Consider the following 15,396-nt stretch of genomic DNA (forward strand, 5'->3'; position numbering starts at 1 on the left):
CGGCCGGGGCAGAACCAGGCTGGGTCATCGGCCGGTTGGGGGCGCTCATGCCGACCTCCGGAGCGTGAACCGGCGGCGGAGACGCGGGTGCGCGGCGACCGTGAGGATGACGGCGAGGGCGGTCATCAACGCGAACGGCGCGGCGGCGGGGGCGACGGCGACGCCGAGGGTTTGGATCTGCCCGACGGTGAGGGCGGCGAGGAACGTGCCGCGGATGTTGCCCAGCCCGCCGAGGACGACCACGACGAGGGACAGCAGCATGATGGTCGGTGCGGTGGCGGTGCCGGGGCCGATGATCGGCGCGCCGAGGACGCCACCGGTCGCGGCGAGAGCCCCGGCTGCGGCCAGGACCCCGATCTGGACCGTGGCGGGCCGGATGCCGAGGGTGGCCAGGATGGCCCGGTCATCGACGCAGGCCCGCACGACCGCGCCGGCTCTGGTGCGGTAGACGACCAGGTGCAGGCCCCCCGCGAGAGCGAGACCGGCGGCGATGAACACCAGCCGGTACGTCGGATAGGCCACCGACCCGAGCCGGATCGACCCGGCGAGGACGGTGGGCGGGGCGGCCGGCAGGTCATCGGCGCCGAACACGGCAACGAGGAGTTCCGCGCCGATGTAGGCGACGCCGAGGGTGAGCATGACCTGGGCCAGGTGGCCACGCCCGGCCAGGGGCAGCTGCGCGACGCCGAGCCCGGCGCCTGCCGCGGCGCCGATCAGCACGGCAACAGCGAGCGCGGTAGCGAACCCGCCGAGCGTCGTGCTCGTCGCGGTGGTGGTGAACGCGGCGGCGGTGTAGGCGCCGATGGCGTAGAAGGTGCCGTGCGCCAGGTTGAGCATGTCCGCGACCCCGAACGCGAGGGTCAGCCCGGCGGCGGCGGTGAACAGCAGCAGCCCGAACGCGACCCCGTCGACGGTGTTGATCAGGTACTCGGTCACTGGTCCCCTCCGTCCGGTGCGGTCGTGTCGTATCGGTTGGTGTGTGGGTGTGGCGAATTGGTGGTGCGCGGCCCGCGCTGACGCGGCAGGGCATCGAGGCGGCGCGGGCTGCGCACCGACGGCCGACCGGCCTACGCGGCGGCGGGTCGGCGGCCCAGGGTGGAGACGGTGAGGTTGCCCCGCAGGTGGGTGGCCGGGTCCATCAGCCCCTCCGACAGCACGGTGATGTCCGCTTCGGTGAACCCGTTGGCGAGGAAGTGGACTTTGAGGTGCTGCAGGTTCGACACCACCAGCAGCGCGCCCGGGGTGCCGCCGGCCCAGGAGCGGGCGGTGACGACGGTGTCGACGTCGACCAGACCAGCGGCGACCATCGCCCCGTGCACCTCGCCGGCCCAGTTCGGGTCGTGGCCCTTCCCGGCAAGGATCGTGCCGATCAGCACATCCTGGTACCGCTCAAATAGAGCGGCGGCGCGTGGATCGGCGGCGGTGAGCACACCGCGGCGGTAACCGGTCTCCCACTCGTCGATCAGCAGCGCACCGCCGGGGGCAAGGGTTGCGGCGATGCGGGGCAGCAGTTCATGCCGGGTCGGTACGTGGGTGAGGCACAGCCGGGAGAACACCAGGTCGAACGGCCCCTCCGGGACCGGGTCGTGGGCGATGTCGTGCCGCTGCACGGTGACGTTTGGCCGCGGCTGGATGTGGCGGGGGTTGACGTCGGTGGCCAGCACGTGACCGCCGGGCCCGACCCGGCTGCCCAGCCACCCGGCGATTGTGCCGGCGCCCGCACCGATCTCCCAGCAGCGGGCACCGGCCAGGTCGAGGTCCTCGATGGCACTGATCCGGGCGATGCTGCCCATGTCCAGGATCGCCGGCAGGTAGGTGTGCTGGTCCGCGGCGTGCGGGTTGTCGTTGTCGAACGCGTACGTCATGGCGGCAGGGGAAGGGGTACTCATGGTTGTCTCCAGGTGTTGAGTCAGCAGGGTGCGGAGGTCAGCGCTCACGGGTGCTGTGCCGGCGCTGCGCGGAGCTAGTCGTCCAGGACGGTGAGGTCGGACTCGGTGACGTTGGCGAGGGCGTTCGCGCCGTCCTGACGGACGGTGCGCAGATACCACTTCTGCGCCGGCACGTGCGACTTCGCCGAGAACTGCCAGGTGCCGCGTGGGGAGTCGATCTGCCCGAGGTTGCCGATCGCGTCGTTCACCGCAGCCGGAGTCGGGTTCGCACCGTTGGGACTGGCCGCGCCGATCGCCCGGTCCAGAACCGCGGCGGCATCCCACGAGATCATCGCGTTGTACGACGGTGCCTTCCCGAACTTCTGCTGGTAGGCGTCCACAAACGCACGGTTAGCAGCGTTGTCCAGGTCCACGGCGTACGGGGCAACGGTCTGCACACCCAACGCGGCCGGGCCCTGCGCGGTCAGGGTCTGGCCCTCGGTCAGCGCACCCGCCCCGTACAGCGGGATGTCGGTCAGCCCGAGTTCCTTGTACTGCTTGACGAATCCGATCGCGTCCTTGCCGGCGTAGAACGCGTACACCGCCTTCGCCCCGGAATTGCGGACCTTCGACAGGTACGGCACCCAGTTCGTGGTGCCCGGGTACGGGGTGTACGTCGCCTTGCCGTCGGTCAGTTCCCCGCCGAGCGCGGTGAACGCCGTGGTGAAGCCCTCGACCTGATCTTTGCCGCCCTGATAGTCCGGGCCGATCGCGAACACCGGACCGTCCACCTTGGACTTCACATACGCGGCGATCGCCTTACCGAACTGGGTGGAGATCCAGGACGTGTGCCACACCCAGGACACGTCCGGCAGCGTCGTGGGCCGCCCGCACGACCCGACCAGCGGGATGCGCGCCGGTGTGGTCTTCGACGCCACCGACTGCAACGCGGCGGCGTTGACCACCCCCGTCACCGCCAGGACCCGGTCCTGCTTGACCAGCTTCTCCGCCGCCGGACCCGCCGTCGCCGGGCCGTCGCCCTCATCAGCGACGACCAGGTCGGCCAGGTGACCGCCGAGCTTGCCGCCGTGGGTGTCCAGATACAGCTGGAACCCGGCGCGGAGTTCCTCGCCGATGGACTGCAGCGGCCCGGACAGCGCGGTCACCATCCCGATCTTCACCGGGGCGTTCGTGGTGCCGCTGTCGGTGTGCTGCGCACAGCCGGCAACCAGCAGCGTGAACGCGGCAGCCGTCGCTGTGATGCCGCGCCGGCTCCGGCGCCACCGTTGCCGGCCGTCTGGTTGAGCCCTCATAGGAACACTGCCCCTTCCACGTGTCTGATGCGTTGCCAAAGGTGTTGTCAGAGGTGACGTCAGCGGTGTGCACGGCTGCCGGGAACGCCGGCCGCCGGTGGGACGGACAGGGCGGCGCCCAGCTTCTTGACCAGTTCCGCGCAGGCGTACCCGACCGCGCCGATGTCCGGGTTCGCCGTCGTCAGCACGGCGAGCGAACCGGCTGCCGGGCCGGGGATCCCGATGATCAGCGCCATCCCGCCGACCATCGTGACCGCGGTATGGATCACCGCCTCACCAGCGAAGCTCCGGCACAACCCTGAGGTGAGGCTCGCCATCCCGGCGACCGTCGCGGCGAGCCGCTCCGCGTCAGCCGGATCGATACCGGCGGTGCGGGCCACCAACATCCCATCCGCGGACACCGCGACGGCATGCCGCACATCCCGCTGCGCGTTGAGCAGCCCATCCAGAACCCAGCCGAGCTCCGCCTGTCGGTCGGCCGGAGCTGGGATCAGCGCGGAAATGTCGGCATGAGCGGATGTCATCGCAGCACTCCGTTCGTCAAGGGAAGATGGGTCGTGTCGGTACCGGCACCGGTACCTGCTGGCCTGGTTCGACCAGATCCGGTCGGTACCGGACCGGTGTACGCAGCCCGCAGATCGGCCAGCGCCGCCGCGGAACCGCTGAGGGTCGCCGCCACCACGTTCGCGTCCAGGTGTCCGTGCTCGAGCTGCTGCCGGACCGCAGGTTCCACCGCCAGGCCCTGGTGCAGCGCGGCGCCCGGCCGCCGCCGCTGGTCCAGTCCATCCACAGACCTGCCCCGGGACGGTGCGATCGGATGCTCCCGCTGCCTTTGGGGCGGGACCGCCGTAGGGCCGGTGACCTGCGGGGCGGGCCAGGTCGGCGCCTCGGCCAACGCCGGCTGGGGGTGCGCCGCGGTGAGCTGCTCGGCGTAGACCGTCACCTCGGCGATCAACCCATCGGGCATCGGGCGGAGCACCACCTGCGCGCCGATCCACGCAGCGAGGGTGGCGACCACCGCCAGCCCGATCCGGTCCCGGCTGGTCGGCAGTTGCGGCCGGGCCAGCAACGCGTTGTAGGCGGCCAGGTCCGCCGGTTCGATCCCGACACCATGGTCCCGGATCTGCACCACGACCCGGTCGCCCATGCCCCACGCCTCCACCGTGACCGTCGCTCCCGGCGGCGAGTACGCGGTGGCGTTGTCCATCAGCTCGGCGAGTAGGTGTGCCAGGTGGTGCACCGCTTCGGCCTTGACCGCGACCTGCGGCACCTGCCCGGCCACCACGATCTGCTGATAGGCCCGGATCCGGCTCTGCCCGGCCTGCAGCACCTGACTCAGCGGCACCGGTTGCGCGTTCACCCGCGCCGGCGACACCCCGGACAACACCAGCAGGCCATCGGCGTACCGGTGGGTCATGGTCACCTCATGATCGACCTCGAACCAGCGTTGCAGCCGGTCTGGGTCAACCTCATCGCGTTCCACCAGGTCCACGATCTTGGTCAGTCGCTCACCCTGCTGCTGGACTCGGCGGGCCACCGCGACCGTGCGGGCCGTGTTGTCCGCCTGCAGCCGTGTCTGCTCACCGGCCAGCCGGACCGCCTCGCCGACCACCCCACGGAACGCCGCCGCCATCGCACCGATCTCATCGTTACCGTCCGCGACCACCAACTCCGTCGCCCGCGCACGGAACCGCTCCACCACACCGGCCAGATCCCGCCGCTGCGGATCCTCCAACGCGGCGACCGCCTCCGGCAGCAGCTTCGACACCTGATGCGAGCCCCGGCGTAGCGTCCGCAGCCGCCGCGACAGATGCCGGCCCACCGCGATCGTCACCAACGCCGCCAACAGCACCACGACCACCACGACCGCCACCACACCCATCGACCGGACCCGCGACGCCTGCCGCAGCTCCTCCGTCGCGGCCAGCACCACCCCATCCACCCGGCCCTGCACCGCCGCGATCAAATCGGTGCGGGCCTGCACCGCCGCCAGCCACGGCCCCACATCCACCCGCACCGGCGCCCCCGGCGCCGTCCCGGCGACCTGACCGGTGACCGACTCCGCGGCGACCACCGACGGGCCAGCGACCGTCGCGGCGTACCACCCCGCCCACGCCGGATCACCCAACGCCGTGAACAGGCCCAACGTCTCGACGTAGCCGGCCCGCGCCGCGAGCAGGTCCCGCTGCACCGCCGGGCTCAACGTGGCGAAGGACGCGGCTCGCAGCACCGACACCTGCTCCAGTGCCAGGGACTCCGCTGCCTGCGACAACGCCGCTGCCGCCCGGATCTGGTTCGCCACCACCGGCGACACCTCGGACACCGCCACCGCCTGCCGCAGATCCAACAGGCCCGCGACGACGATCCGGTAGGAGAACGCCGCCCCCGACACCGACGGGCCGGGCACCGCCACCACCCGCCGGCGCAACGCCTCCAACCCTGCGAGGTGCCCATCCACCCGGATCACCGCAGCACCGATCACCCCCGACGCCGTCACCGCGGCGCGCCGCTGCCGGTAGGCGACCAGCGCCTGATCGGTCGCAGCGACGGCGGCCGCGAACGTCGTCGTGGCCGGCTCGCCCCTGGCCGGCGACTGCAGCAACAACACCGCCGCGGCGCGTTCCTGCTGCACCGCCCGCACCACCGACGACCCCTCAGCCGCCAACGCCACCAGGTCACGGGCCTGCCCCACCCGCACCGCCGCCGACCACGACGACACCCCCACCGCCGCGCCTAGCCCGACCACCGTCAACAACGGCAGCAGCACCGCGATCGCGACCTTCGCCGAAATCCCGACATCCGCCAGCCGCCGCCGACCTGTTCGGACCGCCGCGTGCTGCGGACCCGACCCGCTCACCGCAGCACCCCACTTGTCGTCAGATCCGTCAGCGTCGTGAACCGCACCGGCCACGCACCATCCGCAGCCCGCAACGCCTGCTCGCCAAGCCGACTCCCCAGACACGGCAACGAACCAGCACAACCAGCCGCACACCGCCCACCACCGCCCACCCGGTGTTCGGCTTGCAGGCGCCGGCCAGCCTCCAACAGCAGCCGATCGCCCGGCACGGCCGTGGACGTGTCCACCGATGACCCCTCATCTCTCGCCAGGACAGGCTTCGAACTGGTCCGCCGGTCCCGCAGCCACCGTCGGCGATTCGACGACGGCCCACCAACGCCGCTCGGCTGATCGCTCACGACCGGCCTGCTTTCACCTCGGCGTTTGCCCGTTGGGCAGATACGAGCAGGTCATTTGGCGTGGCCCCCGCGCCGTCCGGCATTAACGGCGCCCGGTCATCGGCGCTGGTGGCAGGCACTTTTGCCGTTGCCGCCGTGTCCGACCACGTCCTGGATCAGCAGTGCCAAGTCCAGGATCAGCTGATTGGTCGAGGTGATGTCCGGGGCGAGCCACCGGGAGACGAACCGCGCAGCCGGCAGCTGGTCGCGGATGCTCTCCGCGCAGGCCAGCGCCCCGAACGGGCCTTCCAGCACCGACACGACCTGTAGTGAGGCGGTCATGACGGCCGCCCGTCAGGACCGTCATCGGCCGCGTCGCCCATCCGGACCCGCTACCGGCGCCCGGATTCCACACCGCGGTCCGGGCCGGCGGCATCTGGCGGCGCACTGGATGCCTCGGACCTGCGGCGACGTGTCGGCCGTACGGGGAAACCAGCGCGCTGCCGTCCGACCGGGTGGCGGACGCGTGCCGCCGCCGCGCCACGCAGCGACTCCGTTGACTTGCACCGGACTCAATCCGGTCGGTCACGGGCTGCCGCAGCTCAACTGGCCGAGCCATCCAGCTCTGGTCATGCGTCGACCGTCGACGTCGGGCAGCGCTGGCCGCCCGCCGACAACGCCGCCGGGAGTGCTGGTCCGAGGCGAGCGGGCCTGTTGCACACACCCACCCCGGACCCGTTGCACCCGCGATGAGCCGGAGGTCCTCGATCTTGACGGCCGACGTTCCGCTCTTTGCGCGGACAAGACTCATCGTGGTCAGACTCCTCCTCGGCGAACAGCCGGCTGTCGACTGCCGGGCAGGGTCAAGGTCAGCAACCACAGCTAATTCGATGACCCCCGATGTCGGGCACCAATGACAACCTGTAGCGACAGAACCCTGACATTGGGTCGCCAGTCCGCCGGACGAGCGGCTCGCGCCGGTGTGCCGTGCGATCCGACGGCGCGCGATCGCCTTACGCCGACGTGATGCCATAGGCGTTGAGCTGCGGCGGAGCATCCTGACGACCAACACATCGATGACCTTGCCGCAGCCGATGGCCACCGACGAGACCCCGATGAGCGGCCCACGATGCGTCGTCTCGCGGTGAGATGACCCGCTGACACGGGCTGCCGGTTCGGCAGCATCGCGGTTACCGTGCCGGTGCCAGCACGCCGAAAGGAGGGGTCCATGCGACGGACGGTTCGTCCGCAGTGGTGGGACGACGGTCGATACCGTGGCGAGCCGGTGCGGGTGCATCTCGCCCGCCACAACATCGCAGCGGTGTTCCACTTTCTCAAGGAACGCGGTTTCAGCTGGTCGGCGATTGCAGCCGCGACCGGGATCGGCGCCAGCCGTGTGTCAGAGATCGCCGCCGGCCGCCGGGTCGTCACCGACTACGCCGTGCTGGAACGCATCGCCGAAGGACTCGCCATCCCCCGCCACTACATGGGCCTGGCCATCGACGAGCCAGCCCGCGAACTCCGGTCGATGGAGCCCGCCAGATCAGCGCTGCCCAGTCGTGACCTCGTTGACCCGCACGAACTGCTCGGCGCGGTCGCCAGCATCGCCGTCGGGTCCATCCCCAACGATGTGCAGCGCTGGCTGCCGCAGGCGCCAGCGATGGTCGTGCCGGAAGTGGTCACCGCCGACGACGTAGCAACGGTGCGGGCCGTGACCGAATTCCACCGGCGCCTGGACGCCACAGCCGGTGGCGGCACCTGCCTGCAGTCCGCACGCGGCTATGTCGCGTGGGCCACGCAGCTGCTGAGGTCCGCTCAAATCCAGGACGCCATCGGCAACGAACTCCGCGGTGCGTTGGCCGAACTGCACAACCTTGTCGGCTGGGTCGCGCACGACCTCGGCCAGCATGACAACGCGCGCCGGCACCTCGTCCAGAGCCTGGTGCTGGCCCGCCAGGCCGACACGCTCCCGCTACTGGCCAACACCCTCTACCGGCTCGGCCGGGTCAGCCTGCACCAAAACCAGGCAGCTGACGCACTGCACCTGTTCGGCCTCGGACAGCTCGCCGCCCAACAAGCGCACTGCCCAGCCAGCACCGCGATCCTGCACGCGAACACCGCCTGGGCCTACGCCCTGCTCGGCGTCGACGCCCAGGTCACAGAGAGCCTCAACCGCGCCCGGATCGAAATCGACCGAGTCGACCCCGACACCGCCCCCGCATGGACCCGGTTCGCCCTCGCCGACGCCGACGCGCACGGCATCTCCGCCGTCGTCTACACCGCCCTGGCCAGCCATCCACAGCATCGCCGCTACGCCGCCCCGGCCACCGACCACGCCCTCCAAGCCGTCCAACTGCGCCGTCCGGAGGAGCGCCGGTCGTTCATCTTCGACGTCATCTCCGTCGCTGCGGCGAGTACCCTCACCGGTGACATCGCCACCGCCAGCCGGTACGCGGCGAAGGCGGTGACCCTGGTGGAGGACGGCATGCGATCAGCCCGAGTCAACGACCGCCTCGCCGCGGTGTGGCAGCTCGCCGCGCCACACGCCGCGCGCCACGATGAACTCGCCGAACTCGGCACCCGAATCGCGGCGTTGCAGGTGGCCTGATGCCCACCACGCTCAGCCCGGACGTGGCGCACGAACTACGCCGCCGCCTCGCCGACGTCTGCGCCCAGATCGGCATCGACCCAGACAACGCCACCCTGATCAAGTACACGATGAACGCCGTTTTCCTCGCTCCGCCGGTCGTGCTCCGCCTGGCCCGCGGCCCGCACACCACTGCGCTCGCCAGTAGGGTCGTCGCCATCGCATCCGCACTCGAAGACGCCGCCGCACCGACCATCCGGCTCGTTGACACAGTGAACTCCCAGCCCGTCCACAGCGACGACTGGGTCGCCACAATCTGGCAGCAGGTGCCGACCATCGCCACCGAACCCAAACCGGTCGACCTCGCCGCCCCATTACGTGCCATCCACGCCCTGAACCTGTTCGAAGCGCCGCTGGCAGCATGGTCGCCGGTGGAGAAGTTCCGTCGACGGATCAGCGCTGCCGCAGCGCTGCCCCCGGCCGCAGCCGAGGAACTGCGGCAATGGTCACAAGCTGACCTCCACCTTGACATCAAGGATCTCCTGGACGCGCTACGCCGCCGATGCGATCACCTCGAAACGCAGCTCACACAGGTGACCTGGCATCTGTCCAGCGGTGTCATCCACGGCGACGCCCACACCGGCAACGTACTGCTCCCTACCGCACCGCGCCGACCGAGCTCAACTCTGCCAGCCGTGCTGTGCGATCTCGACAGCGTCTGCCATGGCCCACGCGAATGGGACCTCGTCCCCACCGCGCACGGAGCGACCCGCTTCGGCCGATCCACGACCGAGTACCGCGCCTTCGTCGACGCCTACGGCTTCGACATCACCGCCTGGTCCGGCTGGCCCGTACTCCGCGATCTGCGAGACCTCCAGCTGGTCACCAGCACCATCGACAGCCTTACCGGACGCCCGGACGTAGCGCGCGAACTGGCCCACCGGCTGAGGACCTTGCTCGCCGGCGACACCAACGCCGTCTGGACCCGGTACAGGTGACTGACACCTGCACCGCCCGCCGGTGGGTTGCGCAAGGCCCTCAACATGACATCCTCAAGCCGAAGCGCATGCGACTACCCACCCCGGCGGACTCGAGCGACGAGCGAGCACGCCATCGTCAACTGGCCGCCAGTCGCGAGCGTCAACGGCACCCGCCACTGCGTGCCGATCCGTTGCGAGTTGACAACTCGACGATCCCAGGGCAGATCCATCGCGCAACACTAGACAAACATGGAGAAAAGTGGCACACAGGAAGAAACTCAGGCCATTGAGCCTTGCGATGGTGACAGAACCAAACTGCGCTCGGCACAATGAGTATCGTGATGTGCAGGGACCATTAGCGAAAGTCTCTGGACCAGGCGGCCACTGAAGGGCGATTCCGTCGGCGATGATTGACCCGGCAGCGATCAGTCAGGCGAAACAGGCACTCGGACGCAAGCTCGCCGACTGCCGAGAAGCGGCCGGCCTGAACCAGCACCAGCTCGCTCCGCTGATCCAATACACGCGCAGCACCATCGCCAACGCCGAGACCGGTCACTCCACCACCAGCCGCGCCTTCTGGCAGCGATGCGATGAGGCGCTCAGCGCCGACGGAGCCCTGCTCCGCAGCTATGACGAACTCAAGTCCCTCGCCCGCACCCAGCAGGCAGAACACGCCCGCGCACTGGAAGCCAAACGGGTCGCCAAATTCCACAACAGCCTGGAGCAGCAGCCTCCCGTCGACATCGATGCGCCGTCAGCGCTATCCGCCGACTCCTGGTCGAGTCCGACGGTGGCCGATACCGTTGACGACGTGAAGCGCCGCACGGCCTTGCTCGCGCCCGTGCTGTCACTGTTTGGCGCTGCCGGACTGGCGGAACCGTGGAGCCGGTTGGCATACGTTCTCGATCAGCCGGGTCAGCTGGATGAACTGACGCTGGAACATCTGGAAGGATCTACCGCGGAGCTGTATCGGCGTGAGCAACTCCTGCCCAGCCGCCGCCTCGTCACCCACCTGGACGCTCACGTGAGCCGCTTGGAACGCCTGCTGGGCAAGGCGCCCGACGCGTTCGCCCGACGCGTGGCTATGACGACCGGGGAGGCGCTGGCGTTGGCGGGCTGGGTTGCCTGGGACAGCAGGCAGATTCATCAAGCGGACATGTTGTACGGAAGTGCGATGGCCGCCGCTCGCCAAGCTTGCGATGGACCGCTCTATGCCTGTGTGCTCGCCTATCGTAGCTACGCAGCAGAAGCCAACGGCGATCTGCCCCATGCGCGGAAGCTGTTGGTCGAAGCCCAGAACTATGTTCGCGGCGAGCGGAGTGCAACTACGCGCGCATGGCTGGCCGCGAGGGAGGCCGAGGTCGATGCCGCCCTTGGCGACGAGACACCTGCTCTCCGCGCCTTGGACCGAGCGATGACGGCCTATGACTACGCTCGCCCGCATCGCGAGCGATCGTGGACGAGCTTCTTTACGCCAAGCCGACTGGGCGGCATGGCCGTCACCGCATACGCACGGCTCGGCCATCCCGAACTCGATGTCCTGACCGAGTCGGTGTTGGCCTCGCTGGCGCACGGTGAGCTTCACCGAAGGGCGATCGTCCTGGCTGATGTGGCGGCAGTCGCCATTCAGCGCGGCGATCACGATCGCGGCGCCGAACTCGGCCATGAAGCTCTGGATGAGGTCGCCACGCGCGAGACGCGTCTCATCGATGAGCGACTCAGCCGTCTTCGGAAAGCCACTCTCAGCAAGCGCCACATCCCGGCACTTGCGGAATTGGACGACCGGCTGGCCTCCTGCGCATAAGCGATCAGCGCGTCGTAGTTTCGGCGGTTATCCATTCCAGGTAAGGCTGGTACCCGGCCACAAACGGCAGACACACAATTCCCGGCACCTCGTAGTTGTGATGCTCTCGGATGAAGTCCTCCAGCGCCGAATACCGCGCACGTGTCGTCCTGAAGGTGACCTGCCACTCCTCGGCTGCCACGATCGTGCCACGCCACCAATAGGTGCTGCCCATCGATCCAACAACCTGGGCGGAGGCCGCCAATCTGGCCTCAACAGCACCACGGGCAAGCCCTTCGGCCTGGGTTCGGGAGTCCGTCGCAGTAACTACCTGGCAGTATTCAACATTCGACATCGTTGCCTCCACTGAATGCAGCTCAATCACTGTAGCCGCCTCACGGGCCGCGCCCACCACAGTCACGCGAGCGCCTGCTCGAACTTCGGCCTTACCTGCATAGCGGTAACAGCGCTTTACGTCTCCGCCGACACCGACACCGACAACCGGGCCAGCGCCTGTGGGGCTCGTAAATCGGGTTTGGGCTACGCGGCCTGCGTGTATTCGTTGATCAGCCCGCCGAGGATCGGGCGTCGTTGGACCCGGGCGGCGGTGAGGTCGACGACCTGCGGCGGCGGGTTCGGTGGTCGCTGGCCGAGTGATCGGTGTGGTCGGCGGCCGTTGTAATGCTCGGTGTACTCGGTCAGCACGCTCGCCAGGTGCCGTTCGCCGGCGATGAGCATCCGGTCGGTGCACTTCCGCCGTACGGTGCCGACCCAGCGCTCCGCGAAAGCGTTCGCCATCGGAGCCTGTGGCGGTGTTCGAATTACGTCGATACCCGCGGCGGTGAAGACCGTGTCGAAGGCCGTGGTGAACTTCGTGTCGCGATCGCGGAGCAGGAACCGGAGCCCGTCGGCCCGTTGGTCGAGATTCATGAGCAGATTCCTGGCCTGCTGCGCCACCCAGGCGCCGGTCGGGTGCGCGGTGACTCCGATGATGTGGACCTGGCGGGTGGCCAACTTGATGAAGAACAGCACGTAGATCCGCTTCAGGAGCACGGTGTCGACGGTGAAGAGGTCGCAGGCGAGGATCGTGTGGGCCTGGGCGGTGAGGAACTGTCGCCAGGTCGGTCCGGCTCGGCGTGGTGCTGGGTCGACGCCGGCGTGGTGCAGGATCTTCCAGACGGTGCTGGCCGCGATCTGGTAGCCCAGACCGGTCAGCTCGCCCTGCACTCGTCGATGGCCCCAGGTCCGGTTCTCCGCTGCCAGGCGGAGCACCAGCTCGCGGATCTCCCGGTCGACGGGTGGCCGGCCGGGTCGCGCGTGTGGGTAGGTCCAATGTCGGGCAATCAACTGCCGGTGCCAGCGCAGCAGGGTCGCCGGGGTGACGAAGAACGTCGCCCACCGTGGTCGGGGCAGCAGCCGCGACAACGCCGCCAACACCACCCGGTCAGCGGGCTGGAGATCGGGTCGGTGCACCTGTCGGCGCAGCACCGCCACCTGATGCCGCAACACCAGCAGTTCAACGTCCTTCGCGCCGCCGTCTCGGGCGAGCTGGGTCCGCATCTGCAGGAGCTGACGCAGGAGCAGGTACACCAGCGAGGCCCCTCCCTGCCAGGCTGTCGTGAGACTGTCAAGCCCCGGGTTTGATGGAGACGGAATTATCTGGTTTCCAGGGTTGTGGTGACCGAGTGGGTCATCGCGTGTAGGGCTTCGTGTTCGGTGGGTGGGACGTGTCCGAGTTTGCCGTGCAGCCTGCGGTTGTTGTACCAGTCGATGTACTCGACGGTGGCCATCTCCAGGTCGTCGAGCCCGCGCCACGGTCCCTTGTTGCGGACGAGTTCGGCCTTGTAGAGGGAGTTGAACGCCTCGGCCATGGCGTTGTCGTACGAGTCGCCCTTGGAGCCGACCGAGGCGACGGCGCCGGCCTCGGCGAGCCGTTGGGTGTAGCGGATCGCTCGATATTGCACGCCCCTGTCCGAGTGGTGGACCAGTTTTTGCAGGTCAGCGCCATGATTCTCGCGGCGCCAGATCGCCATCTTCAGCGCGTCGAGGGCCAGATCGGTGTAGAGCGACGTGGCGACCTGCCAGCCGACGACCATGCGGGAGTACACGTCGAGGACGAACGCGGCGTACACCCAGCCCACGCTGGTACGCACGTAGGTCAGGTCCGCGACCCACAGCTGGTTCGGGCCCGCCGCGGTGAAGTTCCGTTTGACCAGGTCACCGGGGCGGCTGGTCTCGGGTGCGGGCCGGGTTGTACGTGGCGACTTGTCGCGCAGCAGTCCGCGCAACCCAGCTGCGCGCATCAGCCGTTCGACGGTGCACCGGGCCACCGGGACGCTGCGGCGGTGTAGCTCGTGCCAGATCTTGCCGGCGCCGTAGACGTCGTAGTTCTCGGCGTGGATCTGCTCGATCATCGCGGTCAACTCCTCGTCGCGCTGCGATCGGACGCTGGCGGGCCGGGTCTTGGCGGCGTAGTAGGTTGACGGTGCGATCTGTGCCGGCGCGCCTTCAAGCGCCTGCAGGACCGGCTGGACACCGTGGTGTTCCTTCTGGGAGTCGACAAAGTCGACTTTCATCGCGACGGACGGTCCAGCTCCGCCGCGAAGAAACTCGCTGCGGACTTCAGGATCTGGTTCGCCCGCCGCAGCTCACGATTCTCTCGCTCGAGCGCAGCGATACGTTCAGCATCACCGCTACTGGCGGTGCCCGGCCGCGCGCCGGCATCGGTCTCGGCCTGCTTCACCCACGTCCGCAATGCCTCCGGATGGATCCCGAGCTGATCGGCGATCCGACGGATCGCGCCGACCGCGGACACCGGGTCCCGACGGGCCTCGACCGCCAACCGGGTCGCACGCTCACGCAGCTCATCGTTGTACTTCCTCGGTGCCGGCATAACAGTGAATCCTCCGGGTGTTCGATGTCTCCATCAAACCCGGGGCGGGACAGAGCGTTGTGGCATCGGTGTCGCGGTTGAACGACCGAAGCGCCTGCGGTTGTTCGTTGCGTCAGGTCGGTTCGTTAGCCCGCACCGGAGACGGCTGCGTGGGTGCCGGCTTTGATGGTCTGTGGTGTTGCGGCGTCGATGGTGGTGATCGGTTTGCCTTGGGTGTCGCCGCCGACGGCGAAGTGTTTGATGTTCGGGAATGCCTGGAGTCCGTCGGTCATGGCGGCGACGGGTATGGGGCCGGCGGCGATGATGACGGTGCATTTCTGGACGCCGAGGGTGTTGTAGTAGGTGGTGCCGTTGGCTGGTGTCTGCGGTCCGGTGATGGCCAGGTGTTGGACCTTGACGAGGGTCTGGACGGAGGCTTCCTGCATGCCGGCCCAGGCGGCGTTGGCGATGTCGCCGGTGATGCCCTGGTCGTCGGTGAGCAGGCAGGCGGTGGTCGCCTTGTACTGCCGTTCGCGCGGTGGCGGCGGTCCATCGTTCGGCCAGAGCAGCCAGGTGGCGCCGGTAACGAGGAGCAGAGTGCCGGCTGTCGCGGCGATGCGTTGGTTGCGGGTCCATGAGCGGATCGTGGCCGCGGTCCGGGCGAAGGCGTGTGCGATCACGGCGTGACCTCCCCGTCGGGCGCTGCTCGCGGCACGAACATAGCGCGTGTTGTCGATCTCCGATAGTCCTCTGCTGAAGATCGCCAATGGGCTAAAGCGGACCTTCGGGCATCAAGGTCGCCGATATTCGCGTGCGTCT

General features: G+C 68.9%; 13 protein-coding genes. 3 read left to right on the plus strand and 10 right to left on the minus strand.

The features are described 5' to 3' along the window. Nucleotides 1-45: 45 nt before the first annotated feature. The 6 genes from OHA72_RS10805 to OHA72_RS10830 all read right to left on the minus strand — a co-directional run bounded on the left by OHA72_RS10805 (nucleotide 46) and on the right by OHA72_RS10830 (nucleotide 6,676). Entirely contained in the window at nucleotides 46-936 is an 891-nt protein-coding gene (locus tag OHA72_RS10805) for an ABC transporter permease subunit (RefSeq protein WP_327007710.1), read from the minus strand. Nucleotides 937-1,067: 131 nt separating this feature from the next. Then, nucleotides 1,068-1,865: a class I SAM-dependent methyltransferase gene (locus OHA72_RS10810; RefSeq protein WP_327007711.1), complete on the minus strand. Its 798-nt coding sequence runs from the start codon at nucleotides 1,863-1,865 to the stop codon at nucleotides 1,068-1,070. Nucleotides 1,866-1,963: 98 nt separating this feature from the next. After that, a complete protein-coding gene (locus OHA72_RS10815) occupies nucleotides 1,964-3,181 on the minus strand; it encodes an ABC transporter substrate-binding protein (RefSeq protein ID WP_327007712.1) in 1,218 nt (405 codons plus the stop codon). 59 nt (nucleotides 3,182-3,240) lie between these two features. Next, nucleotides 3,241-3,705 carry a roadblock/LC7 domain-containing protein gene (locus tag OHA72_RS10820; protein WP_327007713.1) on the minus strand — a complete coding sequence of 155 codons (465 nt, stop codon included), beginning with the start codon at nucleotides 3,703-3,705 and terminating at the stop codon, nucleotides 3,241-3,243. Further along, nucleotides 3,702-6,038 (minus strand): sensor histidine kinase, encoded by a 2,337-nt coding sequence (locus tag OHA72_RS10825; RefSeq protein ID WP_327007714.1) that lies wholly within the window; start codon nucleotides 6,036-6,038, stop codon nucleotides 3,702-3,704. Before OHA72_RS10825 ends, OHA72_RS10820 begins: the two co-directional genes overlap by 4 nt. A gap of 434 nt (nucleotides 6,039-6,472) precedes the next feature. Next, on the minus strand, nucleotides 6,473-6,676 hold the full coding sequence (locus OHA72_RS10830) for a hypothetical protein (RefSeq protein WP_327007715.1): 204 nt from the start codon (nucleotides 6,674-6,676) through the stop codon (nucleotides 6,473-6,475). Between the two features lie 907 nt (nucleotides 6,677-7,583). On the opposite strand from OHA72_RS10830, the gene OHA72_RS10835 reads away from it, so the two are divergent. The 3 genes from OHA72_RS10835 (at nucleotide 7,584) to OHA72_RS10845 (ending at nucleotide 11,726) form a co-directional block, all read left to right on the plus strand. Then, nucleotides 7,584-8,963 (plus strand): tetratricopeptide repeat protein, encoded by a 1,380-nt coding sequence (locus OHA72_RS10835; RefSeq protein ID WP_327007716.1) that lies wholly within the window; start codon nucleotides 7,584-7,586, stop codon nucleotides 8,961-8,963. Beyond that, the gene (locus OHA72_RS10840; RefSeq protein WP_327007717.1) at nucleotides 8,963-9,940 is read left to right on the plus strand and encodes a phosphotransferase; all 978 of its coding nucleotides are present in this window, start codon (nucleotides 8,963-8,965) and stop codon (nucleotides 9,938-9,940) included. Before OHA72_RS10835 ends, OHA72_RS10840 begins: the two co-directional genes overlap by 1 nt. Nucleotides 9,941-10,328: 388 nt before the next feature. Then, the gene (locus tag OHA72_RS10845; protein ID WP_327007718.1) at nucleotides 10,329-11,726 is read left to right on the plus strand and encodes a helix-turn-helix domain-containing protein; all 1,398 of its coding nucleotides are present in this window, start codon (nucleotides 10,329-10,331) and stop codon (nucleotides 11,724-11,726) included. A gap of 4 nt (nucleotides 11,727-11,730) precedes the next feature. Here OHA72_RS10845 and cutA read toward each other — a convergent pair whose 3' ends face one another. The 4 genes from cutA to OHA72_RS10865 all read right to left on the minus strand — a co-directional run bounded on the left by cutA (nucleotide 11,731) and on the right by OHA72_RS10865 (nucleotide 15,344). Next, nucleotides 11,731-12,090, minus strand: a complete 360-nt coding sequence (gene cutA, locus OHA72_RS10850) for a divalent-cation tolerance protein CutA (protein WP_327007719.1) — start codon at nucleotides 12,088-12,090, stop codon at nucleotides 11,731-11,733. Nucleotides 12,091-12,245: 155 nt separating this feature from the next. Next, complete coding sequence (locus tag OHA72_RS10855) at nucleotides 12,246-13,295, minus strand: integrase core domain-containing protein (protein ID WP_327007720.1); 1,050 nt, start codon at nucleotides 13,293-13,295, stop codon at nucleotides 12,246-12,248. Nucleotides 13,296-13,360: 65 nt separating this feature from the next. After that, nucleotides 13,361-14,598 (minus strand): IS3 family transposase gene (locus OHA72_RS10860; RefSeq protein ID WP_442788557.1). Its coding sequence is split into 2 segments (ribosomal slippage): nucleotides 13,361-14,316 and nucleotides 14,316-14,598, totalling 1,239 coding nucleotides; the frame shifts between segments, so codons are not numbered across the junction. Between the two features lie 125 nt (nucleotides 14,599-14,723). Next, nucleotides 14,724-15,344 (minus strand): hypothetical protein, encoded by a 621-nt coding sequence (locus tag OHA72_RS10865; RefSeq protein ID WP_327007721.1) that lies wholly within the window; start codon nucleotides 15,342-15,344, stop codon nucleotides 14,724-14,726. Between the last annotated feature and the right edge of the window lie 52 nt (nucleotides 15,345-15,396).

Source organism: Dactylosporangium sp. NBC_01737, from assembly GCF_035963215.1.
Taxonomy (GTDB): domain Bacteria; phylum Actinomycetota; class Actinomycetes; order Mycobacteriales; family Micromonosporaceae; genus Dactylosporangium.